Source organism: Pontibacter sp. FD36, assembly GCF_015686655.1.
Classification (GTDB): Bacteria; Bacteroidota; Bacteroidia; order Cytophagales; family Hymenobacteraceae; genus Pontibacter.
Genome location: NZ_JADPMP010000015.1, coordinates 57,594 through 79,235 on the forward strand (window position 1 = coordinate 57,594; position 21,642 = coordinate 79,235).

23 protein-coding genes and 1 pseudogene are annotated in these 21,642 nt (G+C 49.0%); 10 read left to right on the forward strand and 14 right to left on the reverse strand.

Features of this window, described 5'->3' with window-relative positions; genetic code table 11:
- Position 1: 1 nt before the first annotated feature.
- The 3 genes from I0P70_RS19770 to I0P70_RS19780 are packed head-to-tail and all read left to right on the forward strand — an operon-like array spanning position 2 to position 4,632.
- Complete coding sequence (locus tag I0P70_RS19770) at positions 2 to 2,635, forward strand: glucosidase (protein WP_196120871.1); 2,634 nt, start codon at positions 2 to 4, stop codon at positions 2,633 to 2,635.
- A gap of 28 nt (positions 2,636 to 2,663) precedes the next feature.
- Positions 2,664 to 3,785: a DUF2652 domain-containing protein gene (locus tag I0P70_RS19775; protein ID WP_196120872.1), complete on the forward strand. Its 1,122-nt coding sequence runs from the start codon at positions 2,664 to 2,666 to the stop codon at positions 3,783 to 3,785.
- A 46-nt stretch (positions 3,786 to 3,831) separates the two neighbouring features.
- Positions 3,832 to 4,632, forward strand: coding sequence for a DUF6503 family protein (locus tag I0P70_RS19780; protein WP_196120873.1), 801 nt, complete (start codon positions 3,832 to 3,834; stop codon positions 4,630 to 4,632).
- Here I0P70_RS19780 and I0P70_RS19785 read toward each other — a convergent pair.
- Positions 4,629 to 5,189, reverse strand: a complete 561-nt coding sequence (locus I0P70_RS19785; protein ID WP_196120874.1) for a peroxidase-related enzyme — start codon at positions 5,187 to 5,189, stop codon at positions 4,629 to 4,631. The genes I0P70_RS19780 and I0P70_RS19785 overlap by 4 nt on opposite strands.
- 413 nt (positions 5,190 to 5,602) lie before the next feature.
- On the opposite strand from I0P70_RS19785, the gene I0P70_RS19790 reads away from it, so the two are divergent.
- The 4 genes from I0P70_RS19790 to I0P70_RS19805 all read left to right on the forward strand — a co-directional run bounded on the left by I0P70_RS19790 (position 5,603) and on the right by I0P70_RS19805 (position 9,297).
- On the forward strand, positions 5,603 to 7,060 hold the full coding sequence (locus I0P70_RS19790; RefSeq protein WP_196120875.1) for a sorbosone dehydrogenase family protein: 1,458 nt from the start codon (positions 5,603 to 5,605) through the stop codon (positions 7,058 to 7,060).
- 47 nt (positions 7,061 to 7,107) lie between these two features.
- On the forward strand, positions 7,108 to 7,923 hold the full coding sequence (locus tag I0P70_RS19795; RefSeq protein ID WP_196120876.1) for an SDR family NAD(P)-dependent oxidoreductase: 816 nt from the start codon (positions 7,108 to 7,110) through the stop codon (positions 7,921 to 7,923).
- Between the two features lie 54 nt (positions 7,924 to 7,977).
- Entirely contained in the window at positions 7,978 to 8,757 is a 780-nt protein-coding gene (locus I0P70_RS19800) for an alpha/beta fold hydrolase (RefSeq protein ID WP_196120877.1), read from the forward strand.
- Between the two features lie 69 nt (positions 8,758 to 8,826).
- Positions 8,827 to 9,297 (forward strand): cupin domain-containing protein, encoded by a 471-nt coding sequence (locus I0P70_RS19805; protein ID WP_196120878.1) that lies wholly within the window; start codon positions 8,827 to 8,829, stop codon positions 9,295 to 9,297.
- A 45-nt stretch (positions 9,298 to 9,342) separates the two neighbouring features.
- Here the strand turns inward: I0P70_RS19805 and I0P70_RS19810 are convergent.
- From I0P70_RS19810 to I0P70_RS19830, 6 genes and pseudogenes are all read right to left on the reverse strand, one after another.
- Positions 9,343 to 9,750, reverse strand: a pseudogene (locus I0P70_RS19810) (fumarylacetoacetate hydrolase family protein); the annotation flags it as partial.
- Between the two features lie 55 nt (positions 9,751 to 9,805).
- Positions 9,806 to 10,792 (reverse strand): IS481 family transposase, encoded by a 987-nt coding sequence (locus I0P70_RS19815; RefSeq protein WP_196120879.1) that lies wholly within the window; start codon positions 10,790 to 10,792, stop codon positions 9,806 to 9,808.
- A gap of 133 nt (positions 10,793 to 10,925) precedes the next feature.
- Positions 10,926 to 11,375, reverse strand: coding sequence for a fumarylacetoacetate hydrolase family protein (locus I0P70_RS19820; protein ID WP_196120880.1), 450 nt, complete (start codon positions 11,373 to 11,375; stop codon positions 10,926 to 10,928).
- 337 nt (positions 11,376 to 11,712) lie between these two features.
- Positions 11,713 to 11,925 carry a GDCCVxC domain-containing (seleno)protein gene (locus tag I0P70_RS21415; protein WP_230392315.1) on the reverse strand — a complete coding sequence of 71 codons (213 nt, stop codon included), beginning with the start codon at positions 11,923 to 11,925 and terminating at the stop codon, positions 11,713 to 11,715.
- Positions 11,926 to 11,927: 2 nt separating this feature from the next.
- Complete coding sequence (merTP, locus tag I0P70_RS19825) at positions 11,928 to 12,527, reverse strand: mercuric transport protein MerTP (protein WP_196120881.1); 600 nt, start codon at positions 12,525 to 12,527, stop codon at positions 11,928 to 11,930.
- Positions 12,524 to 12,913, reverse strand: a complete 390-nt coding sequence (locus I0P70_RS19830) for a metalloregulator ArsR/SmtB family transcription factor (protein ID WP_196120882.1) — start codon at positions 12,911 to 12,913, stop codon at positions 12,524 to 12,526. The genes merTP and I0P70_RS19830 overlap by 4 nt, the downstream gene beginning before the upstream one ends.
- Before the next feature lie 68 nt (positions 12,914 to 12,981).
- On the opposite strand from I0P70_RS19830, the gene I0P70_RS19835 reads away from it, so the two are divergent.
- Complete coding sequence (locus tag I0P70_RS19835; protein WP_196120883.1) at positions 12,982 to 14,331, forward strand: NAD(P)/FAD-dependent oxidoreductase; 1,350 nt, start codon at positions 12,982 to 12,984, stop codon at positions 14,329 to 14,331.
- 265 nt (positions 14,332 to 14,596) lie between these two features.
- Here the strand turns inward: I0P70_RS19835 and I0P70_RS19840 are convergent, their stop codons facing one another.
- The 7 genes from I0P70_RS19840 to I0P70_RS19870 form a co-directional block, all read right to left on the reverse strand.
- Entirely contained in the window at positions 14,597 to 15,022 is a 426-nt protein-coding gene (locus tag I0P70_RS19840; RefSeq protein WP_230392316.1) for a hypothetical protein, read from the reverse strand.
- A gap of 242 nt (positions 15,023 to 15,264) precedes the next feature.
- Complete coding sequence (locus I0P70_RS21420; RefSeq protein WP_255531117.1) at positions 15,265 to 15,381, reverse strand: OsmC family protein; 117 nt, start codon at positions 15,379 to 15,381, stop codon at positions 15,265 to 15,267.
- Positions 15,382 to 15,541: 160 nt separating this feature from the next.
- Entirely contained in the window at positions 15,542 to 15,868 is a 327-nt protein-coding gene (locus I0P70_RS19850; protein WP_196120884.1) for a hypothetical protein, read from the reverse strand.
- 17 nt (positions 15,869 to 15,885) lie between these two features.
- Complete coding sequence (locus I0P70_RS19855) at positions 15,886 to 17,418, reverse strand: NAD(P)/FAD-dependent oxidoreductase (RefSeq protein WP_196120885.1); 1,533 nt, start codon at positions 17,416 to 17,418, stop codon at positions 15,886 to 15,888.
- Positions 17,419 to 17,452: 34 nt separating this feature from the next.
- Positions 17,453 to 17,734, reverse strand: coding sequence for a DUF427 domain-containing protein (locus I0P70_RS19860; RefSeq protein ID WP_196120886.1), 282 nt, complete (start codon positions 17,732 to 17,734; stop codon positions 17,453 to 17,455).
- A gap of 42 nt (positions 17,735 to 17,776) precedes the next feature.
- Positions 17,777 to 19,003 (reverse strand): bifunctional alpha/beta hydrolase/OsmC family protein, encoded by a 1,227-nt coding sequence (locus I0P70_RS19865; protein WP_196120887.1) that lies wholly within the window; start codon positions 19,001 to 19,003, stop codon positions 17,777 to 17,779.
- A gap of 53 nt (positions 19,004 to 19,056) precedes the next feature.
- Positions 19,057 to 20,211, reverse strand: coding sequence for a DUF3179 domain-containing protein (locus I0P70_RS19870; protein WP_196120888.1), 1,155 nt, complete (start codon positions 20,209 to 20,211; stop codon positions 19,057 to 19,059).
- Between the two features lie 316 nt (positions 20,212 to 20,527).
- On the opposite strand from I0P70_RS19870, the gene I0P70_RS19875 reads away from it, so the two are divergent.
- Together I0P70_RS19875 and I0P70_RS19880 are read left to right on the forward strand one after the other, a co-directional pair.
- Positions 20,528 to 21,013: a hypothetical protein gene (locus I0P70_RS19875; protein ID WP_230392317.1), complete on the forward strand. Its 486-nt coding sequence runs from the start codon at positions 20,528 to 20,530 to the stop codon at positions 21,011 to 21,013.
- Positions 21,014 to 21,116: 103 nt separating this feature from the next.
- A complete protein-coding gene (locus I0P70_RS19880) occupies positions 21,117 to 21,629 on the forward strand; it encodes a hypothetical protein (protein ID WP_196120890.1) in 513 nt (170 codons plus the stop codon).
- Positions 21,630 to 21,642 lie beyond the last annotated feature (13 nt).

A 21,642-nucleotide genomic window follows, 5' to 3' on the forward strand; every position in this document is an offset into this window, starting at 1 on the left:
CATGAACGCTGAACAACAAAGACTCACTGAAAACTATGCCGGCAAGGGAAAATGGCTCAAATGGGGGCCTTACCTGAGTGAGCGACAATGGGGTACAGTGCGGGAGGACTACAGCGAAGACGCGAACCCATGGACCTACTTCCCGCACGACCATGCCCGCAGCAGGGCCTATCGATGGGGCGAAGACGGCATAGCGGGCATCAGCGACAGCAGGCAGCGGATCTGCTTTGCCCTTGCCCTATGGAACCACCATGACGCCATCCTGAAGGAAAGACTGTTCGGACTAAGCGGCCATGAAGGCAACCACGGGGAAGACGTGAAGGAGCTCTATTATTACCTGGACAGCACCCCCACCCACTCTTACATGAAGCACCTGTACAAGTACCCTCAGGAGGCGTTCCCCTATGAGAAGCTGTTGCGTGAAAATCTAAGTCGTGGGTATTACGATTCGGAGTATGAACTACTGGACACCGGCATATTTCAGGACGGAAAGTATTTTGATGTGTTTACCGAGTATGCCAAAGCTTCGGAAGAAGACATTTGTATCCGCATTACCCTGTGCAACCGGGGCAAAGAACCCGCCCCGCTCACGCTGCTGCCCACCCTGTGGTGCCGCAATCTCTGGAGCTTTGGCCTGTTACCACAGAAGCCGGTTATTACCCTGAGTCCACCTGCAGCAAACTACGGCAGCGCCATGTTGCAGTATCCGAAAGTTGGTAACTATGTCTTCTATTTTGAGGCACCGGAGGATCTGTTGTTTACGGAAAACGATACCAATACAGCGCTCCTATTCGGCTTCCCAAACCCATCACCCTATGTGAAGGACGCCTTCCACACTGCCGTAGTTGGCAATAGACCGGAACTGCTCCAGGGAAATACCGCAGGCACCAAGTTCGCACCGCTCTATCGTTTTGTTTTAGAAGGCGGGGAGGAAAAAGTAGTCCGGCTAAGGCTTCGCAAAGAAGTACTGGAAGGGGAGCCCTTTAGGGAGCCTTTTGAAGCACTCTTCAGACAGCGCATTTCGGAAGCAGACAGTTTTTACCTGGGAATCACAACCTGCAGGGATAAGGAAGAGCAACTGATACAGCGGCAGGCGCTGGCAGGCATGCTTTGGAACAAGCAGTACTATAACCTGGATATTCCCCGCTGGCTGTCGGGGGACCCGGGGCCCCCTCCTCCACCGCTGAGCCGCGTAGATGGCAGAAACAGCCGTTGGCACACGCTTAACAACGAGGATATCATCTCCATGCCGGATAAGTGGGAGTACCCTTGGTACGCTGCCTGGGATCTGGCCTTCCATTGTGTGGCACTGGCCATGGTGGACGTGGACTTTGCCAAAAACCAGCTGATACTTTTCCTGCGCGAGTGGTACATGCACCCAAATGGACAGTTGCCGGCTTATGAATGGAGCTTTGGCGATGTAAATCCACCGGTGCATGCCTGGGGCTGCCTGCAGGTGTACCGCATGGACAAGGAAAGAAACGGGAAAGCGGATTATCAGTTTCTGGAGCGGGCCTTTCACAAGCTGCTGATAAACTTTACCTGGTGGGTAAACCGAAAAGACCGTCAAGGCAATAATATTTTTGAGGGTGGATTCCTGGGGCTAGATAACATCGGGGTATTTGACCGGAGCGAACAAATACCCGGCGGCGGCACTCTGGAGCAGGCAGATGGCACCGCTTGGATGGCTATGTACAGCCTGAATATGCTGGAAATGGCCTTGGAGTTATCCCAGTATAATAAAAGCTACGAAGACGTAGCCACCAAGTTCTTTGAGCATTTCATTTATATCACCGAATCGCTGAACCAGATACGGGAAAACTGGGCGGGCTCGTGGAGCGAGGAAGAGGGCTTTTTTTATGATGTGCTTTCCTTGCCGGATGGCAGTAAAACACCTATTAAGATTCGCTCGCTGGTAGGCCTGACCACCCTGTTTGCAGTACTGGTTTTGAAAAAAGAACTGGTGGAACAATTGCCGGACTTTTACGGTCGCCTGAAGTGGTTTAAAAAGTACAGGAGGCAAAACAACGCCTATCGGGTGATTGAAGACAATGAGGAAAATGAAGACATACTGCTATCGCTGGTACCCCGTAAACGGCTGGAAAAACTGATGGAGGCGCTGCTCAGTGAAAAAGAGTTCTTGGCTCCGGGAGGAATCAGATCACTTTCAAAGATTCACGTAAAGCCGTATGAGCTCGCTGTGAACGGAGAGGTTTTCTCGCTGGACTATCAGCCCGGTGAAGCGACGTCACCCTTGTTCGGAGGTAACTCCAACTGGCGAGGCCCGGTGTGGTTCCCGGTAAATTACCTGCTCATCCAGTCGCTGGAAAAGTACTGCGCCTACTTTGGGGGCACCTGCAAAGTAGAGTACCCTACCGATTCTGGAAATTTACTTTCCCTGTCGGAAGTGGCCCGGGAGTTGAGTAAACGACTAATATCCATTTTTAAGGCAGATGTAAGCGGCCATCGCCGGATACACGGATTAAACGACCTATACACGAGAGACCCGCATTTCCGGGACTTGCTGCTGTTCTATGAGTATTTCCACGGAGATACCTGCAAAGGGCTCGGGGCATCCCACCAGACAGGCTGGACCGGCTTGGTGGCAGAGCTTATTAACCGAACCCATACCTGAAAACTGACAAAGCATACTGTATAACAAATTGCAAACACATACCATCATACCAACCCCACGCCCCGGTATACTTTTTATGCCGGATATAAGCGGCTTTACCCGGTTTGTTAATGAGACAGCTATCTCTCATAGCCAGCATATCATTGCCGAACTATTGGAGGTAATGATACAGGCGACTGGAAACGCGTTTGAGGTATCCGAAATAGAAGGTGACGCCATCCTGTTTTTCCGTCTGGAGGAACAGCCTGTGCTACACGAGCTCGAAGAGCTGGTGCATCACATTTACATTAGCTTTCACCAGCACCTAAAATATTACCAAAGGGACCTGATTTGCCATTGTGGAGCCTGCTCGAGTGTTAGCAATCTCTCCCTTAAATTCATACTGCATTATGGCCAGCTTTCCACCCTCTCAGTTGGAGACAGGATAAAGCTCGCGGGCAGGGATGTGATTGCAGTTCACCGCTTTCTCAAGAACAGCGTTCCACTCAAGGAATATATTTTGATTAGCAGCGAACTGGCTCAGAGCAGCAAAGCGTTACCGGAAGAACTTAGAGGTTACATACCTTTGAAAGAGAATTTTGAAGGACTTGGCGAAATATCCTACTTCTATAAACCGCTGGATGGCTGGTTAAAGTCTATCCCGGAGCCACCCCCGCTGGAGCATTTTAAGCTTCCGGTCATCAGGAGAATGGAAAAAACCCGGATAAAGGCTACTGCGGAAGAAGTACTCTATGCGCTCACAGAACCGTCGCAACGGTTGTGCTGGATGACTGGATTAAAGCGCATCACGTTGCGAAAGCACAAGATAAACAGGGTGAAAACGGTGCATGAATGCATCCTTGGTCATCAGCAGGTAGAGGTTAGGATAGAAGATTATGCACAGGACGGCGGTAAGATCAAGCTGATAGAGACCGGCACCATCCAGGTCCCTTCGCTTAAGATCACGACGCTGTACCAGATTGAACCTGTTGGTGATCAGGAAGCCATCGTAGGAATCGGCGTACATCTCACCCCGCAGCATGGCTTTCTTTCTAAACTGCTCTTACCATTGGCTAAATATTTTATGGAACTAAACAGCATAAAGAACCTGAACAACCTGAAAAAGCTACTGGAAGACAAACAAACTAAAGCTGAAGTAGCCTGCCATTAATTTGAACAGCACATGACTATATCTTATATTTAATAAATACTTTCTGATGAAACACAACCTGATTTACGCTGCACTCACGGCACTTATTTTACAAGCCTGCCAGCCGGCAGAAGATAAAACAAAAGAAGCCACAGACGTTACAGCGGGAGAGACTGCCGAACAACCGACCTATCCGGCCTACTTTAGCAAAGTGCTCGATGCGCATGGCGGTCTGGAGCAATGGAAAAAGCTGGGAAGTATGCAGTACCAGCTCACCAACAATGGAAACACCGAGACGCACCTCATTGACCTGAATAACCGAAAGGACTTAGTAAAAGGAGACGGCTACACCATTGGGCATGATGGAAAGCAGGTATGGGTGAGCCCGAACAGAGCGGCTTATCCTGGCAAGTCAGCGAAATTTTATCACAACCTGTACTTTTATTTCTACGCCATCCCCTTTGTGCTGGCAGACCCGGGTGTGAATTATGAGCAGCTGGAGCCTATGGAGCTGCAGGGCAAAAGGTTTAACGTGATCGGCGTCTCTTTCGGAGAAGGCATTGGCGACACACCCGAAGATGAATACCGCATGCTGATCAATCCAGAAACAAACCGTATGGTATGGCTGCTCTACACGGTCACCTTTTTCAACGGGCAGCCAAGTGAGCAGTTCAACGCGCTGAAGTATGAAGACTACCAAGCGCACCAGGGCCTGCTGTTTCCGGCTAAATTAATCGGGTATAAGTATGAAAACGGCAAGATTGGGGATGTGCGCTATAGCGTTTCCATCGATAACCTGCAGCTAAAGGAAGAGCAGCCTGCCCAGGATCAGTTTGAGAAGCCGGAGCAGGCCGAAGTGGAGGCTTAGTACTTATAGCCCTCGCCTTGGTCGCTTTCGAGCGCTACCCCCAGGCCCAGTACCAGGCGGTTGACGAAGTTGAAGTAAGCGATGACCAGGTGTGCATCCAGGATGGCTCTGTCGTCGTGGCCCAGTTGCTTTAGCCTGTCAATCGCCTGCTCTACCTGCTCACCGCTTGGCGCTGCGGTTAAGTGGTATGCCAGGTCACATAAAACTTGGTCCGGTTCTTCCAATCCGATAGCAGTATAATCCTTTGCCAGCGTGTTCACCCGTTCTTCATCTTTCCAATAATGCTGCAGCGCCTGCTTGTGGTGTATCTGGCAGTATTCGCAGTTATTTGCCGCCGACACCACCACCGCCATCATTTCGCGCTGTGCACGGTTAAGCGGGGACTTTGCGTACATAATGGACATATAAAGGTCCATGTGGTGTACAATCGTAGCTGGGTTCAGGCTCTGGATCTTGTGTACCTCCGCCAGCTTTCCGCGCTTATTTACCAGATCATCATAGATTTTTTTTAACTCACCTGTAGCCTCTGAGTGGTCAATTACCTGTATGCGTGCCATGTAAATATTTATATTATTTAATTCAGCTGACAATATACTGCCTTTGCCTGCAAAGCAAAAAGTTATAAGGAAGGCCCTGCTGAAGAAAAAGGATTAAATAATGGGTGCACACAATTAAATTGTGACTCAAATAATGTCCTGTATATCGTGGCAACAGCTTTCGTGAGTTACCCTTTATCTGACAGCTCAACCTTTGTTTATCACTAAAAACTTCAGTTTTGTCGTGTAACTGACAAAGCTGCTGCCATATCGCCTTAACAGTAGACTCAAAGGCTTTTTTCATAGCTCCATGTCGTATAAATGACTACCAAAGGCGCTCTAGCAGGTGCTGCCAAGCTTTCTAAAATAACTCATTAAGTAGGGGCAAAGTATAATAAAAGTGCTAAACAAGTTTTACATCATCAATTATAACTATGAAAAAAAAATTACCGCTAACCAGATTATTCCTGCTGGTCTTCCTGCTCTATATGGCAGCAAGTTGTTCCAAAATGAAGACTATGATGAAGACAAAGCAACGCGATATTGCCATAGAACGGACGGTAAATGCCAATGATGTGCAGGTGCCGCCAGGATACAAGGTAGAAGCTGTGGCAACCAGTCTTACTTTTCCTTCCGGAATTACTTTTGATGAGCAGGGCAACGTGTATTTTATAGAAGCTGGTTACTCTTATATAGATGTTTTCAAGAAGCCGCGCCTGGTGCAGCTAATGGCGAACGGTGAAACTAGGTCGATTGCAGAGGGCGAGGATAAAGGTCCTTGGAACGGTGTGACCTATAAAAATGGCAGCTTTTATGTGGCGGAGGGAAACATCGAAAAAGGAGGCCGTATCCTCAGGATTACAAAAGACGGGCAGACAACGGCTATCGTGGAGAACCTCCCCCGCTTCGGTGACCACCAGACAAATGGCCCTGTCATCGGAAACGATGGCTATATCTACTTCGGGCAAGGAACGACCACTAACTCCGGTATAGTAGGCAAAGACAATTATCTGATGGGATGGCTTGCTGATAACAAGCAACTTCATGACATTCCGTGCCAAGACATTATACTGTCTGGCAAAAATTTCACTACCCCCAACATATTATCCGGCGAAGGTGCCGACCTGACCTCCACCGGGGCATATGTACCTTATGGAACCGCTACCAAGCCCGGCCAAGTAATACAAGGCCGCGTACCTTGTACTGGCGCTATCATGCGCGTACCCGAAACAGGAGGATCTGTGGAGTTGGTGGCCTGGGGCTTGCGTAACCCCTATGGCATGGCTTTTTCACCTGATGGACGTCTTTTTATAACTGAAAACAGCTTCGATGCCCGTGGCACAAGGCCTATTGTAACCCAAGGCGACCATCTGTGGGAAGTAAAGCAAGGTGCCTGGTATGGCTGGCCTGATTTTGAGGGCGGCGCTCCGTTGAACTCCGATAAGTATAAACGCCCGGGCGAAGAGGCTCCTGCCCCACTCCTGCAGCAGCACCCAGGCACGCCACCGCAGCCAGCTGCCGTGCTGGGGATTCACTCCTCCTCTAATGGTATCGCGTTCTCTAACGATGCATTTGGCTATGGCGGACAAGCCTTCATCGCTCAGTTCGGTGACATGACCCCAACCACCGGTACCACCAACCAGCCCACCGGATTTAAGGTGGCGCGGGTAGACGTGAACACTGGCCAGGTGACAGACTTTGCCACCAATAAAAAACCGGGACCGTCATCGGCGCACCAAAATAACGGCGGATTAGAAAGGCCACTAGGTATAGGCTTCTCCCCCGATGGCAAGAGCATGTACATCGCCGACTTTGGTATTATGACGGTAAGTCCTATGGGACCCACGCCGCAGGAAGGTACCGGAGTTATCTGGAAGATTACAAAAGATTAAAAATAAAGGAAATAACAGATTTAACAATAACCAGCCAAAAACGAACTATGGATTTAAAAATAAAAGGCAAGACAGCCGTCATTACAGGAGGAGATTCCGGAATGGGACTAGCCACAGCTAAGATTTTAGCAAGCGAAGGTGTGAACATTGTCCTGAGTGATAAAACAACGGAAGAACTTGAAAATGCTGCTGAGGAGGTTCGCAAATTTGCCAAAGATGGAGCTACCGTAGTTGCAATAACAGCAGATGTTACAAAAAACGAAGAAGTTATTGAGCTGGCCAAACAGGCAAAAGATAAGTTTGGCACAACAGACATGCTCGTGCACTGCGCAGGTATTAGGGGGGCTGCCGGCGACTTTCTTACACTCACCGACGAAGACTGGCTCGAATCCATTGATGTTGATCTGATGGGAGCTGTGCGTGTATGCCGTGCCTTTATACCGCAGATACAGAAAAGCGGCTGGGGAAGGATTGTATTGGTGGCATCAGAAAATGCCCTGCAGCCTTATGAAGAAGAAACACCCTATAATGCCTGTAAGGCTGGTATCATTAACCTCACAAAGTGCTTGTCGAGGGCGTACTCCAAGGAAGGCTTTGTGATTAATTGTGTTTCTCCCGCGTATGTAAAAACTCCCATGACAGAGGAAATGATGGATCAGTTGGCAGAGGAACGGGATACATCCAAAGACGAAGTGATTCAGTGGTTCCTGGATAACAAACGCCCCAACATTGTGGTGGACAGGCGGGGAAAAGCAGAAGAAGTAGCTGCTGTGATCGCCTTTCTGTGCTCAGAGCATGCCAGCTATGTTACCGGAAGCAACTATAGGGTTGATGGAGGCTCAGTGGGAACAGCATTCGGGTAAACCGATGCCACACATACTTCGATTAATAGTGAAAATGCATAAAATATAAATCAAATGCCTCAAAATGAAATTGCAAAACAGTGGGGAGATCAGGGGGAAGCCCTGGTGTTCCTGCACTACTTTGGTGGCTCTGCCCAAAGCTGGAACTGGGTAACAGAGATGTTATCGGATGAGTACCGCTGTATTGCCATTAATTTGCCGGGCTTTGGAGAAACGAAGGCTTTGAATAAACCGACTATCAAGGGATTCTCAGACTTTGTACAAAAGGAGCTGAAGCTACTTGGCATCGAAACCTATTCACTTATTGGACATTCTATGGGTGGTAAAATTGCTATGCAAATTGCAGCTGACGCTCCTAAAGATACCGTGAAACGCCTGATCTTGATTGCCCCTTCCCCACCTACAACGGAACCCATGCCTGAAAAAGAAAAGAAGCGTATGCTCCACCACCCCGACAGACAAGAAGCAGAAAAGACAGTAGAGAGTGGGATTAAGAAGAAGTTATCCCAGGAACGTCACCAGTTGGCAGTCGAAACACAACTCATCATAGATCAGACTACCTGGAAATGGTGGCTGGAAAAAGGGATGGATCATTCCATTGCTGAATATGTAGCGGCTCTTGAATTGCCCATTACAGTGCTTGCCTCTGAAGATGATCCGGTCATGACTCCTGACGTCATCAATGAGCGGGTAATGACGGTCTTGCATTCTGCCGAGCTTATCAATACAAAACAGACAGGTCACTTAATTCCTATGGAAGATCCGGATTGGATTGCCGAACAGATCAGGCGCACAATGAAGCCCGGAAACGGAAAACAGGATGGTATTAAATAGAAACTTTAACTGTTCGTGCATATCTTAATCTGCAAATTATAGCACCCTGTTGCTTTATTTAACAGTATCATGGCAGAAAAAACGAAAGAAGAAGTTGAAAAGCATTTACAATCTTACTGGCACGTCTGGACAGACGATGAAGGTGTCAGCCGCCAAACGCGTGAAGAACTAACTTCTTTTAAAAAAGAAAGCATGGGAGGAGATGCCGATGAACAATGGAACAACCACCTGCTGTCAGCTAATACAAAAGTGTTATTTACCGAACTACCAGTTGGATGGGTCGGCGCCTGGCACGAGAACCCAAAACCTCAGTGGATCGTGCCATTATCCGGGCGGTGGTATGTGGAAACCATGGACGGGCAGCGCGTAGAGATGGGAACGGGTGAAATTTCCTTTGGAGGCGACCAAAACACCAAAGCCAATGCGCAGGGCCATAAGGGGCATGTTTCTGGTACAGTCGGTACAGAACCAGCAAAATTGATGATCGTGCAGTTACTGGAAGAAAAATGGATAGGTACGAAACCCGGTGACTTTTCATAACTACAGAGATGGGAGGTATTATGGTTAAGCAAACAACATCTTCAGTTATGCCGTAACATGCTGCTTTGCAACTCCCAGGTTATCTATCCCCAACTCCACTACATCCCCAGGCTTTAAGAACGTCGGTGGGTTTAAGCCATAGCCTACACCGGCCGGTGAACCGGTAGATATCACGTCCCCGGGAAGCAGGGTCATGAACTGGCTCACATATGAAATAATATAAGGGATTTTAAAAATGAAGTTGGCCGTCGTGCTATCCTGCATCGTTTCGCCATTCACCTTTAGCCACAGGCGCAGGTTGTCCACGTCGCTAATTTCATCTTTTGTTGCAAGTACAGGCCCCATGGGTGCAAAGGAATCGCAGCCCTTGCCTTTGGTCCAGTTACCGCCACGCTCAAACTGGTACTCCCGTTCCGACACATCGTTGTGCAGGCAGTACCCTGCCACATAATCTGTAGTGGTTCTATAGATCCGCTACACTAACAGGCCTGCCAGAAGTTAGATGTTTCTAATTTTTGGTAGGCCTTCTTTTTGTTTTGTATTTGCTGAGCTTTCTCTCCCAGCCGTAGTTCTGTTCTCGGATCGGTTCTCTGGCCGCATCATACTTGGCCTCGATGTCTTCCCACAGCGGGGTGAGGGCTGACTTCTCAGTTACCACATCCATGGGCGTTTTTCCTTTCAGTGAGCTGTGGGCGCGGTGCCAGTTGTAGTGAAACTGCCACTCCTCTAACCGGTCGTTTAGCTGGGTATCTTTTAGATTAGCCGCCACATAGAACTCCTGCAAGTCAGTCTGCTGGCTTCGCTCCACCTTGCCGTTCAGATGCGGAGAGCGTGGTTTGATAGGCCGGAACCTAATGCCATACTCACGGAGCTTCTCCTGAAAGGCAAGGCCGAAGAACTCCCGCCCCCTGTCCGTTTGGACCCGCTGTACAGGGAAAGGCATCTGCTCAACCACCCGTTCCAGAAAGTGTGCGGAGTTTCTGGCTGTTCTTCTGGAGTAGGTGTGCAGCACCCTGAAACGGCTGCAGTCATCGATGGCAGTGTACTGGTAGATGCCGGTGTCTATCTTGCAGACATCCATCTGAACCCTCTCTCCAGGAATATCTTTGGCGTAGCGTTTATAATCCTTCTTCTTTCGATAGCGCTTAAGAGGCTTCATGTTGTACTTCTCCAGCACCCGGGCCACGGTTGAAGGGGAGATCTTTATCTGATGGTGTAGTAGCAGGTGAGAGCAGATCCTGATCTTGCCGTAGCGATGGGTGTCTCGGGTGTCCAGGATTAGGTTGACTACCTCGTCGTCCCACTTCTGCCTGGCCAGCCGGTGAGGCCTTCTGGAGCGGTCTCCCAATCCCTCCTCAGACTGCCGTCTGATCCACCGCTGCAGGGTGGAGCGGGCGATGCCGCAGCGGCGGGCAGCCTTGCTGATGGACCCCAGCTGTTGGTAAACCTTGATCCAGTCTGCTCTGGCTTTCTTCTTCTGTTCCTGCTTATTCATAGCGATACAGGCAAAAAAATAGCTGTGGATTTATGGATAACTCTAACGAGTTACCCACAAGTCCACAGCTTCAATAATAGTAATATTGCAAGATTAAATCAACACCCGTAACTGTAGTGCATCTTTTGAACCTTCACACATAATCCATTGCCTCTGCTTCTGACACATAGCTTGCCTTGGCTCCCATCACCACCGCCAGCTCCACCTCCCAGTCTGTTTTTACTGAATCTCGGGGTATGATGATCCCATCATTCGGGCCGGACAAGGCCGTAGTAGACTTCAGGAAAAGAATAGGCTCTCCAGGCAGTTCTACCTTCATCTCCTCGGCATGGTCGGCGTAGTTCAGGCCAATACAAACGATCTTTGACGGCCGTGCAACAGGACTGCCCAGGCGACTCCTCTCTGGTATCTTCTCAAGCTTTCCCTGATTTGATGCTAGAAAATCCTGAAGGCGAAGCAGGCCCTTTGTTTCAAAAAAGTGCTCGTTGTAATCTTCCCCAAAGCCGGAGGTATCAAACATGTCCTCCCCAACTACAACGCCTGTCTTTTCCTGATTTCGTGTTCCGTATCGTATCAGCTTCATACTCTTTTCTTTTAGCCTACGAGTTTGACTTACAGGAGTCTTTCTTCCTGCACATGTGAGACTACGACTACCTTGCTCTTTTCGTTCTTTGCCTGTAAACCGCATTGTTTACTGCTGCAACTGCAGGCACAGAAGTTTACTTATGCCTTTCTGTTAATGTTCTTTTTACAGAATGGCTATATAACCACAGCAGTAATCTTTCCTCCTCGGCGCTGTGCTTAAACACTACAGGTATGAAAACAGGAGTAGCTAAACTTATATCTCAAAAAGAGCGGTAACGGATAGTCAAGCAGCAGACATAATTACAGGTCAATCTAAAGTATAAACTACTGTACTTCTACCTACAACAGTTCTTTTCCTGCTGCACCGGCGGGCAGGCAACTGACCCATAGGAACAGTAAACACAGCAGTCCCCGGGCTTGGGCTTTAGTACCTGCTCACATTTTTCACAGGCGTAGAAATACTGGCAGGCATCCGTTGGCATCTCTTCCTCCTTGCTGTACCCACAGTTTGGGCAGGTAATAACAGATCTATGCTTTAACGCTTCCATAATTAATCTTCCTCTAGTTTTACAACATACCCTGTCTTGCGGGCTGCTTCTAGAATTGTGGATGGCTGAACCTGGGTGCTATCATAGGTTACGGTGGCGCTTTCCTGTTCATAGGAAGTACTTACACCCATTATACCAGGCAGCTTGCCAACTTCCTGATTTACGTGGGCCTCGCATCCGGTACAGGTCATGCCCTTGATCTGAAGGTGAAGGGTTTGTTTTACAGTCTCCTGGCTGGTTTCGGCATATGCCGGCTTTTCATAGAAGGCATCCGCATAATAGGGAAAGGCCAGGAAGATCACCGCCAGTACCGTTACCACCAGCAGAAATGCTTTGGTCTTCCAGAAAACAGGCTTCTCCTCCTCATCGCAGGCACAGTCTACGTCAGCCTTAGGCTTCCGCAGCCGCTGATACCAGGCACCGGCCAGTAAAGCAACGGTAACACCGATCAGGTATGGCCGCAAGGGTTCTACCCAACTAAATGTAGATAGTGCACCCGTGGCCCCACCTACTACTGCAAGCAGGGGAGCAATGCAGCAAAGGGAAGCAAATACGGCAGCCAGCAGGCCACCACCTATAAGATTTGGAAATGCAGGTTTCATACACGGTCTTCTGATTTAGCTGATGATTTACTATGAATGAACTGAAACAGCGGTCGTATCACCTCTAGGTGCTCTTCCTTTAGCGAATAAAATACCGTCTGCCCTACTTTTTTGCTTTGGATGATGTTGGCGTCACGCAGCTTGCGCAACTGCTGCGACACGGCAGGCATGGTCATCTGCAGCACATCGCTGATGTCACATACGCACAGCTCTCCCTCCTCTTCCAACAGGTACAGGATCTGCAGCCTTGTTTCACTGCCGGCAAGGCTCAGCACCTGGCTCAGCCGCTGTATCATCTCCCCGGCCGCCTCCAGTTTATGGGCGCAAGCCTCCAAGCGCTCCTGGTCGGCATAGACTCTGATACAGGTTTTGTCTTCTTCTTTCATTATTCCACGGTTATGAAACAAACATAAGATTAGTTAAGTATTTAAGCAAGTACTTAATTATATGCAGGATGAAAAAATACGATGTGTTTGTGATCGGGGCGGGAATGGCCGGGGCTGCCGTTGCGCGTAAATGCGCCGCCAATGGACTTAAAACAGCTATTTCCGACTTCAGGCCTTATGGGGGGACCTGTGCGCTGCGCGGCTGCGACCCCAAAAAAGTATTGGTGGATGCAGCACAACTGCACGAGCAGTTTAAGCAGCATCAAGGCAAGGGACTACAGGGCGAGCAAAGTATAAACTGGCAGCAGCTGATGGCTTTTAAAGACACTTTCACAGATCCTGTACCGGAAAAGATGGAGCACAGCTTTGAGAAAGCAGGTATCCATACCTACCATGGCACCGTGTCTTTTGTGAATGAAAGTACGCTGCTTGTCGGTAAAGAGCAGGTACAAGCAGAGAAGATAGCTATTGTAACAGGAGCCAGGCCACGCCGGCTGTCTATACCCGGTGCAGAGCACACCATCGATAGCACCGATTTTCTGAACCTGCAGGAGTTGCCGGAACATATCACCTTTGTTGGCGGCGGCTATATCTCGTTTGAGTTTGCGCACCTGGCTGCCCGTGCGGGGGCAAAAGTCACCATTATCGAGCACGGCCCTAAGGCGCTGAAGCACTTTGAGCAGGACATGGTAAAACACGTGCTGCAGGCATCAAAAGATGCCGGCATTAATATCAGGCTGAATTGTGAAGTACGTGAGATCATCAGGGCCGGTGATGGATACAGGGTCTCGGTGAGCAACCAAGATAGCAGAACTGAAAAAATTGAAACAGGGCTGGTAGTAAGCGCCATCGGGCGGATACCGGAAGTGGAACAGCTGCAGCTGGGTAAAGGCAATGTGAAGCACGGCCGAAAAGGCATCGCAGTGAACGAGTACCTGCAGAGCACCTCCAATCCCAGGGTTTATGCCGCCGGCGATGCGGCCGACACACAGGGGCTTCCCCTTACTCCCATTGCCGTGTACGAAGGACACATACTGGCCTCTAACCTTGTGAAGGGCAACAAAACCAAAGCAGCCTACCCCGAAATCCCAACGGTGGTGTTTACCATACCTCCGATTGCCTCCGTAGGCCTTACAGAAGAACAGGCAAAGCAAAACGGTATAAAGTATAAGGTTAGCTCCGGTGATGCCCGCAAGTGGTTCAACGGACGCAGAAAGCTTGCACAGGCCTATGCCTACAAAGTGCTCCTCGATGAACAGAAGGGTACCCTGCTAGGGGCGCACCTAGTTGGGCCACATGCAGATGAAACCATTAATGTATTTGCATTGGCAATAAAGGCGGGACTGACGTCAAAAGACCTAAAAAGCTTCCCCTTCTCCTACCCTACCATGGCCTCTGATGTGGCTTATATGGTTTAGCATCTTCAATGAAAGGCCGTACCTGAATACTAGTAGGGTTATAGTAAGGGTTGATCATTACCAGTAGGGAACTTCTAAATATTGTTATTTAAAATACTCTTTCTTGGTGCTATCGTAGCAGCCTAAAAGCATTTACGTACTTTTCAGTTTTTCACCCTCCGTGTTTTTCAATGCACCTAAATGAACTAGTATCGCATCTTCTAAAGACACTAGGCTCTAAAAGTATTGATGTTCTTGATTCTCCTCCTTACCATGACAAGTAGACCTAAAGCACCGAATAAACAATTATTCCTCCTATGATAAATGCTAATGGGGAAATAAACTGAAAGTACAGTGGTTTAATAAGTGTCGCACTTGCGCTTGAAAACTGGTGGTGCATCTTTCTTGGGACAATCAACAAAACCATTGACGTAAATAACATAAACCAACCTGCTACCTGAAACGCAAATGGAAACTTTGAATAGTCAGCATACAGAATCAATGCTGTAGCTGGAATCATTCTGCCTATTAGTTCTGTGTAATTGATAATATTGGTACTTCCTGCTTTTCTTAAAAGCAATCGTGCTCTCTTTGGTTTTAAAAGCATCAGAAATCCGGCTCCTATAATAAAAGCACCAAACCCTAGAACTGTATACCTTGCGATGTCTTCCAGCATTATATCATCATTAAATTCATAGATGGATCTTGTCATTTAAAGGATCAATATGCTACAATTATTGCTAATGTTCATTTACCCCGTGAGGCAGCAGGGGGGAGATGACCTTAACGCGCGCATGCAGGGTTTTATGCACCGGGCACTTCTCAGCAAGCTCCAGCAGCCTGTTAGGCTGCTCCTACGTCAGGTCTCCCTCCAGCTCAACCTCCCGCCATATATGAGCCATAGTATTCTTATTATCAGTGTTTACCAATCCAGCTCATGTATTTTATCATGGTTCAGGTGAACAAGAATATTTGTGAGGGCCACTTCTTGTGATCAGCATTTAAGCGAAGTGTAATGGCAGTACAGCCTCCCAAGGCTGCTGCCAGCAGATCATAGGGCGTAGGTCCCAAATCCAGACCACCGACGGCTTCAGGCTCATCTGCCAGGAGTGCATGGTTGCCGGTATTTGTTAAATGCCTCTTTGTGCAGACAAAGCAACAGCAGGGGCTCTGATCGAAACATCCGCTTGGTACGCTATTGAGCTATTCACACGCACCTCCTGGGCAGTTCTTACCTATCCCTGCTTTTTTGCATAACCTTCTGGTAGGTAGAGAAAGCCCCGTACCCTACCAGCGCGGCGATCACCAGGTATACCCACCAGGGTATATTCTCGCCAACCACGATCAAGTACAGGTAAGCGGATACAAAAAAGAAGCCCGTAAACAAAACAGGTAAAACAACCGATTTTTTCCTTTGGATGCTCCGGATAAGCCACCCAAGCGAGAAAAAGAAAAATGGAATGGCTCCAACATAGATACCGCCAAAAATAAGCGGGTCTACCTGGTACTTATTCCCCAATCCCCAAAACCACTCCTGTATATCATTCCACCACTCCATGCTGTTGCTCCTCAAACTTACCCAACCCTGTACAGCAGTTTAAGGATTTTTTTAATCCATGGCGTCAGTTGCTGCTGCTTTTTAGCCATCACAATGCGTTTGTTAACAGTAGAGCCCGTCGGGTAGGCGTATATTTTATCAAAAAAAGCGTTGATGCCCATTCCGTGGGTGTTTGCCAATACCAGCTCCTGAAACATTTCACCGGCATGGGGAGCGATCATAGAGCCGCCCAGCAGCCTGGGGTTCCAGTTCAGGATGCCGCTCTTTTCAATATACAGTACCAGCTTTCCATACCGGTAGTCTTCCACAACGGCCCTGTCATCTTGTGTAAAGTCCATGCTTAACTTCTCATACCTGATGTTCTTTTCTTTTAACTGAGATTCGCTGTAGCCAAACGTAGCAACTTCCGGGTCTGTGAAAGTTACCCAGGACATGTGCCTGTTATCGAGCTTTTTCCTGAACGGAGACATAAAGTTATGCAGCAGCACAGTGGCCTGCTGCTCGGCTGCATGCGAAAACAGAAGAGAACCGGCCACATCACCACACACATATACCTGCTTATTGGAGGTCTGCAGGTACTCATTGACCACTATGCCCCTGCCGGTTGTTTCTATGCCAGCCCTGGGTAAATCCAGTTGCTCGTAATTCAGTTCGCGGCCGATGGATAGCAGCACCTCGTCATAGGCCAGCGTCTCTTCCAGTCCTTCTATGTTTTTAAGCAAGAGGTGGTGAGCATCTGTAAAACGCAGGGTTTCTGCCTTCAGCACAAAGCGTATACCTTCCTCCTGAAGCCGCTTGTACAGAACGCTGGAAATCTCCCCGGCTTCTTTATCCAGGATCATTTCTTGATCATGTACCACCGTTACCGCTGACCCCAGTCTCCGGAAAGCCTGCGCCATTTCAATGCCAATGGGTCCACCCCCAATAACCAGCAAGTTTTCAGGTAATTGCTGGAGCTCAAAAATGCTCTGGTTTGTCAGGAAGTTCACCTCCTCGGCTCCGGGAATGGAGAGCCTGCGGGGACGTGAGCCGGTGGCGATAACGATTTTCCGGCCTCGGTAATGTTTGCCGTCCACCTCCACCCCATCTTTGCCCACAAAACGCGCTGTTCCCAGGGCAACATCAATCCCTATCTTCCGGAAATAGGCTGCATTTTCATGTTTCCGGATGATGTTCTGCCGCTCGCGGATAAACTGCATGACATCGGCCATACTTGCCTCTCCCTGGACCTTCAGCCCGAACCGACCCGCCTCACGGGCCTGCTGCACTACCCTCGCCGCGTGGATAAGTGCCTTGCTGGGCACACAGCCATCGTTCAGGCACTCCCCACCAATAGCCTCATCCGTTTTATCAATCAATAATACCCTTAACCCAAACGCATGCATAGGCAGGGCCACACTCAGGCCACCAGAGCCAGCCCCGATAACGATGATGTCATAGGCTGTAACAGCAGGCTCCTTTGCTGATGCAGAAGATGGAGCAGTTGCATGGGCAGAAGCTATATTACTTTCAGGGGCGGCAACAGGTTCTTTTATAGAGGTGGCAGGCATCGTGTTAGGTTTAGGCCAAGGATTTAAAAATGTGTTACTTCACTACCTCCACTCCTCGCCAGAAGACCACCCGGCCTTTTATACCCTTGGCCATTTCTTTCGGATCCGAATAATACCAGGCGGCGTCCCTGTTTTCCTTTCCGTCTACTTTCAGGGTATAGTAACAGGCTGTACCTTTCCAATGGCAGACCGTTTGCGTATCGCTATCCTCAAAGTATTCTTTCTTAACGCTATCTATCGGGAAGTAATGGTTTCCCTCGATTACGATGGTATCGTTGCTTTCTGCGATGGTCTCGCCGTTCCAAATTGCTTTCATGTTTTATACTTTAAGTTTTATTACTATTAATTGATATCATTTTTAATATGCATTCACGCCTCGAGGCAGCAGGGAGGAGATAATCTTAACGCGCGCATGCAGGGTTTTATGCACCGGGCATTTCTCTGCTATCTCCAGCAACCGGCTTCGCTGCTCCTCCGTCAGGTCCCCCTCCAGCTCAATCTCCCGCCATATGTGGTCCAGGAGTGAACTTTTTTCCGGGTTTTCTAAATCAAATTCATGTATTTTATCATGGTTGAGGTGCACCAGCACATTGGTCAGGGGCCATTTTTTGCGGTCGGCATACAGCCGCAGTGTCATCGCGGTGCAGGCTCCGAGGCCCGCAACTACTAAGTCATAGGGCGTAGGTCCCAGATCCAGTCCTCCGACTTCTGTTGGTTCGTCGGCCAGTAACGAGTGCACGCCCGCTTTTATCTCAGTAGTAAGCGAATCCGGCCCTATACGTGCTGCCACTCGTTTTCGGGCTCTGATGGGCTCTGGCTGTGAAAAAGGAATATACCGCTTCGCCCAGCAGGCAATCATCTCCCCTGTGTACAGGGAGTCCCGGGGGTCGGATAATAAATGGTCAGCGCCATCCAGCGATACAAAACTCTTGGGGTGTCGGGCTACCTGATAAACAGCGGCTGCATTGTCTATGTTTACCACTTTGTCCTGCGGGGAGTGAAGTATAAGCAAGGCTTTGCCAAGCCCCTTGATAGCCTGCTCGGGATCAAAGGAGTCTACATCATCCAGAAACTCTTGTTTGATAGGAAAAGGCCGGCCACCTATGTCCACCATCGCCGCCCCATTTCTATTGATGGTATCAATATCACTTCGCAACAGGTGCCTGACATGAGCCGGATCGCAAGGCGACCCGATGGTGGCAATCGCCAGCACGGAGGGTAAAGCACGGGCCGCCATCAGTACGGCTGTACCTCCAAGTGAGTGCCCGATGGCCAGGACCGGTGCCTGATACTCCTGTTTTAAAAAATCGGCTGCACTCACTAGGTCATTAACGTCCGAGGATAGTCCCGTTTCGCCAAACTCTCCCTCGCTCTGTCCTAAGCCTGTGAAGTCAAACCGCAGCACCGCAACCCCCATCAGGCTCAAGGCCCGTGCTATATTGCGTATCGCAGTCAGGTTCTTGCTACAGGTAAAGCAGTGGGCAAACAAGGCGAAGGCATGCGGTTTACCATCAACGGGCATTTCCAGTCGCCCGGAGAGTAACTGGCCTCTGGTATTGGGGAAAGTAACAGGTATCGTTTTCATCTAACAGAGTTGTTTAGGTGTGATGATACAGGTACGGGAACAGCCCCCTCCTGTTATTTCGCTTTTTTATTCTCCTGATATATCTCTGATTCAGGGTAAAAGGCAAGCCAGGCAAAGGCCAGGTGGTTGCTGTGCGGCTCTATCCGAAGCTGCTTTCCCTTGAGAGGACCTGCCACACTGCGGCCCGTAATATCCCAAGTAGAGCCTGTCTGTTGGTCTACGAACATCTCTCCTTTTTTCTGAAATGTCAGCCTCTGCCCGTCTAGCACGGCATTGAACAGCGTAGCCGTGCCCACGTTCTTGGACTTGCTGATGTCTTTTTCATCGAGCACCGAAACCGTACCGGATTTGTAAAAGACTACGATATGCTTCCCGTTAAAGGTATCGTTGATGACTCCTAGCCTGGAGATGGCCGAAAAAGGATATACTTTCCGCTTTCCCTTGCTCTCCACGTCTACCACGCGCTCCATAGGCGGCAGTCTTCTGTCCACCTTGTCTTTGTCTATGAACGATTCATAAGGCAGGCCTTTGGGGTCATCATAGCCAACATAGGGGTTCTGCCCATACCCACCGGCTATACCTGTCTCCGGAGAAAGAATTTGCCCATCGGGGTAGCGCTGAAAGAATTCCTCCACCGAGATGACCAAAGAAGGAATCACTTTCAATTCTTGCCCTGCCAGTTCCCCCACCAGTGCTTCACCCATCAGTTGTTGCCACCAGGTTTCTGTCTGGGTATCATACATCACCATATCGCTGTGGCGCAGCATACCTGACACCCCAAAGTCCAACAGCCGCTCGCGGTCTTTCTGGTTCAGGCGGCGGTCATATACCACGCTGGCGTTACACAGCGGACAATAAGTTACCAGGATGGGCGTACCTGCCAGTGTGTCGTTTGCTATTTCATGCACAGTTAACACATTCAGCGGGTAAGCTTTCGATTTTCCGTTTATGACTACACTGATGACAGGTTCGTGTTTAAAATAAGCCTGCAGCCCCTCTCGGGCTCCGATAAATTTCGGGACCTGCAGTACTGGAAATGCGCCTTTAGGAACTGCAACCTTAAATTCTGACAGCGGGACGGTACGCTTCGTGGTGTCAGTCTGCCAGGTATAGGGAATGTTGCGTGGATTTTGCAACTGGGCTAGAATAGTCTTACTGGACAGGATTAATAGAGCGACTGCGAAAAGAATGAAACCAGAACGTGCCATATTGAACGGGATTTAGTTTTCAAACAAGCTTTTACTGAAGCTATAACATGCCCTCTTACTGTTTTTAGACCGACAGCACGTCCTTTCACACCTTTGATTGCCTCTTTTAAGTTGAACGTTGAGGAATGAACTGCAGCTAATCTAAAAGTATCATATGTCGCCTGTCTGACAATCCACTAAATAAAGCCGCCATTTAATGTCTTCAACAACTCATTTGCACGTCTAACTATAAGAGAGACTGATAGGTATGGTTTTACCAACACATTTTTATCACTCCAAATACTTAAATAGATGTTCAACTTAAATGTTTAATATTATGGGAACTATAAATTGGAAAGCAGCTATCTGGGCCGGTGTCATAGCCGGTCTGATCTTCATGATGCTTGAAATGATCATGGTGCCCCTCTTCCTGGGAGGTAGCCCATGGGCACCACCTCGTATGATCGCGGCTATTATTCTGGGCGAAGGCGTGTTGCCCCCCCCTGCCACATTTGAATTTGGGATGTTTATGACTGCCCTTGTCCTCCACATGATGCTGTCCATTATTTACGCCATCGTTATCGCCTTTATTGTGAAAAACATGACGCTAGGTAAAGCGCTGGCAGTAGGCGCTGTCATCGGTCTGGTTATTTACTTTGTAAACTTCTACGGGATGACTGTTCTCTTTCCTTGGTTTGCTATGGCCCGGAACTGGGTTTCGGCCGTTGCGCACGTCAGTTTTGGTATTGGTGCCGCTTGGGCCTACCTGGGATTGCTCCACCCTTCTTCTCAGAGGGGACACACTACTGCAACCTCTATCTAATTATGAATTTTAATTTAGGCTCCTCACTTTTTAGCAGCTATTATCAACTGAATAGCTGCCTAAGAGTGGGGAGTATACCTGCCTTAAAGCCACATCAGGAACTATGAAAACAAAACAGACAGAACAAAAACAGGAACAAGCAACGGCCACTGTAGCAAAGGTGGCCGCAGGAATCGGCATCGGTCTTATAGCGGGCCTCGTGGGAACTGTCGTCATGACAGCTGCCCAAATGCTAGAGATGCAGTTCAGCGGGCGCAAACCCAGTGACACGCCTTACCAAGCTGTCAAGAAAACCTTTGGCATTGAAACCAAAACCGAAGAAGACAAAGAACTTGTATCGAATATAACCCATTTTGCCTACGGATCTACTTGGGGAGTGCCGAGGGGGCTGATGGCTGCATTTGGAGCCAAAGGAGCGGTCGGAACCACAGCGCATTTTGGTGCTGTGTGGGGCGCGGAAATAGTTATGCTTCCTATGATGGACATTTCAGAGCCAATCTACACTTGGAAACCTAACGTTATTGCCGAAGATGCGATGTATCATGGCGTCTACGTCCTCGCGACAGGCATCACAGCAGATGCGCTGGCTAACTGGCTTCAGAAAGCCTATGAATAAGACCAATAATTTT

Coding starts and splice junctions, on each gene's coding strand:
- I0P70_RS19820 (WP_196120880.1), bottom strand. CDS start 11,375: ATGAAGCTGATACGATACGGAACACGAAATCAGGAAAAGACAGGCGTT.
- I0P70_RS19790 (WP_196120875.1), top strand. CDS start 5,603: ATGAAAAAAAAATTACCGCTAACCAGATTATTCCTGCTGGTCTTCCTG.
- I0P70_RS19850 (WP_196120884.1), bottom strand. CDS start 15,868: ATGGAGTGGTGGAATGATATACAGGAGTGGTTTTGGGGATTGGGGAAT.
- I0P70_RS19880 (WP_196120890.1), top strand. CDS start 21,117: ATGAAAACAAAACAGACAGAACAAAAACAGGAACAAGCAACGGCCACT.
- I0P70_RS19770 (WP_196120871.1), top strand. CDS start 2: ATGAACGCTGAACAACAAAGACTCACTGAAAACTATGCCGGCAAGGGA.
- I0P70_RS19780 (WP_196120873.1), top strand. CDS start 3,832: ATGAAACACAACCTGATTTACGCTGCACTCACGGCACTTATTTTACAA.
- I0P70_RS19835 (WP_196120883.1), top strand. CDS start 12,982: ATGAAAAAATACGATGTGTTTGTGATCGGGGCGGGAATGGCCGGGGCT.
- I0P70_RS19785 (WP_196120874.1), bottom strand. CDS start 5,189: ATGGCACGCATACAGGTAATTGACCACTCAGAGGCTACAGGTGAGTTA.
- I0P70_RS19875 (WP_230392317.1), top strand. CDS start 20,528: ATGGGAACTATAAATTGGAAAGCAGCTATCTGGGCCGGTGTCATAGCC.
- I0P70_RS19805 (WP_196120878.1), top strand. CDS start 8,827: ATGGCAGAAAAAACGAAAGAAGAAGTTGAAAAGCATTTACAATCTTAC.
- I0P70_RS19840 (WP_230392316.1), bottom strand. CDS start 15,022: ATGACAAGATCCATCTATGAATTTAATGATGATATAATGCTGGAAGAC.
- I0P70_RS19855 (WP_196120885.1), bottom strand. CDS start 17,418: ATGCCTGCCACCTCTATAAAAGAACCTGTTGCCGCCCCTGAAAGTAAT.
- I0P70_RS21415 (WP_230392315.1), bottom strand. CDS start 11,925: ATGGAAGCGTTAAAGCATAGATCTGTTATTACCTGCCCAAACTGTGGG.
- I0P70_RS19795 (WP_196120876.1), top strand. CDS start 7,108: ATGGATTTAAAAATAAAAGGCAAGACAGCCGTCATTACAGGAGGAGAT.
- I0P70_RS19865 (WP_196120887.1), bottom strand. CDS start 19,003: ATGAAAACGATACCTGTTACTTTCCCCAATACCAGAGGCCAGTTACTC.
- I0P70_RS19870 (WP_196120888.1), bottom strand. CDS start 20,211: ATGGCACGTTCTGGTTTCATTCTTTTCGCAGTCGCTCTATTAATCCTG.
- I0P70_RS19800 (WP_196120877.1), top strand. CDS start 7,978: ATGCCTCAAAATGAAATTGCAAAACAGTGGGGAGATCAGGGGGAAGCC.
- merTP (WP_196120881.1), bottom strand. CDS start 12,527: ATGAAACCTGCATTTCCAAATCTTATAGGTGGTGGCCTGCTGGCTGCC.
- I0P70_RS19815 (WP_196120879.1), bottom strand. CDS start 10,792: ATGAATAAGCAGGAACAGAAGAAGAAAGCCAGAGCAGACTGGATCAAG.
- I0P70_RS19830 (WP_196120882.1), bottom strand. CDS start 12,913: ATGAAAGAAGAAGACAAAACCTGTATCAGAGTCTATGCCGACCAGGAG.
- I0P70_RS19860 (WP_196120886.1), bottom strand. CDS start 17,734: ATGAAAGCAATTTGGAACGGCGAGACCATCGCAGAAAGCAACGATACC.